The organism is Kitasatospora sp. NPDC043950 (assembly GCF_056435345.1).
Window position 1 is genome coordinate 1 of record NZ_JBWKER010000135.1, and the last position, 1,674, is coordinate 1,674.

Sequence of the window (1,674 nt, forward strand, 5' to 3'; positions counted from 1 at the left end):
TAGCCTCGCGCTTTCACGAAGTTGACTGTCCGGCAGGTGGTCAGCAAAGCAGAAAGTGCCTCTGAACAGCGAGAATGAGGATTGTCTAGGCCCTTGTTCCCGCGCCCGTCGGAGGCACTTCCCAGGTGAGTAAGCGTATCGGGTCATACCCGCGTGTCCGCGTCGAGGGCGGTGGTCGCGGGGTGGTCTCACAGTCCGGCGCCGTGCTGCTGGTCGAGACCGCCCGCAAGGCAGGGCTGGACGCGTCGATATCGGAGGCTCTGGCGCCGTGGCGCAAGACGCGCGCGGTCCACGATCCGGGCAAGATCCTGCTGGACATGGCCCTGGCAGTCGCCTTGGGCGGGGACTGCCTGTCCGATGTCGCGATGCTGCGGGCCGAGCCCGCCGTGTTCGGGCCGGTGGCCTCCGACCCGACCGTCTCGCGCCTGGTCGACACCCTCGCCGCCGCTGGGCCCCGTGCCCTCGCGGCGATCCGGCGGGCACGAGCCGACGTCCGTGACCGGGCCTGGAAGTTGGCCGACGATGCGGCCCCGGACACGGGCGGGGACGTGATCGTGGACATCGACGGAGTGCTGGTCCTGGCGCACTCCGAGAAGGAGCATGCCGCCAAGACCTGGAAGAAGACGTTCGGGCACCACCCGCTGTTCGCGTTCGTCGACCACGGCCCGGGCGGGTCCGGGGAGCCGGTCGCCGGGCTGCTGCGGCCGGGGAACGCGGGCAGCAACAGCGCCACCGACCACATCGAAGCGGCCCGCCTGGCCCTGGCCCAGCTGCCGAAGAAGTACCGGCGCGGACGGCGAACCCTGATCCGCACCGACTCCGCCGGCGGCACCCACGACTTCCTCAACTGGCTCACCGCACGCGGCCGGTGGCTGTCCTATTCGGTGGGGATGACCATCACCGACCAGGTCCACCAGGCCGTGCTGAAGATCCCGGCCCCGGCCTGGACACCGGCCGTCGAACCCGGCGGAGAGATCCGCGACGGCGCATGGGTCGCAGAGCTCGGCGGTGATGTCCTCAAGGGCTGGCCAAGGGGGATGCGGCTGATCGTCCGCAAGGAACGGCCGCACCCCGGAGCCCAGTTGCGCTTCACCGATACCGACGGGATGCGGCTGACCTGCTTCGCCACCAGCACCACCGGCGCGCCGATCGCGAAACTGGAGCTGCGGCACCGCCGGCGGGCCCGCGCCGAGGACCGCATCCGCGCCGCCCGCGACACCGGCCTGCGCAACCTGCCCCTGCACGACGCCGCCCAAAACCAGGTCTGGCTGGAGATCGTCCAGATCGCACTCGACCTGCTGGCCTGGATGCCGATGCTCGCCCTGACCGGCACCGTCCGCCGATGGGAGCCCAAGCGCCTGCGGCTGCGGCTGTTCTCCGCCGCCGCCCAACTCGTCACCACCGGCCGCCGCCGCTACCTCCGCCTCGCCCGCCACTGGCCCTGGACCGACGTGATCACAGACGCGTTCGCACGCCTACAAGCCCTGCCGAACCCCGGCTGACCAGCGACAACGCCCCATCTCGACGAGCACCCGCCATTTCCGGAGCCGTGGAACCGGCGCCCACCCGACGCGACAGCCGGGCCCTCACCATACCCGTCAGCAGAAACACCCAGCCCGGACAAGCAGAAACGGCCCGCCAGCCAAGCTGACGAGCCGCCATGCAAGATCGAGG

General features: G+C 70.7%; 1 protein-coding gene. It reads left to right on the forward strand.

The annotated features are described in order from the left end of the window. Window positions 1-125 precede the first annotated feature (125 nt). Window positions 126-1,502: an IS1380 family transposase gene (locus AC07BF_RS37790; protein ID WP_478334607.1), complete on the forward strand. Its 1,377-nt coding sequence runs from the start codon at window positions 126-128 to the stop codon at window positions 1,500-1,502. Window positions 1,503-1,674 lie beyond the last annotated feature (172 nt).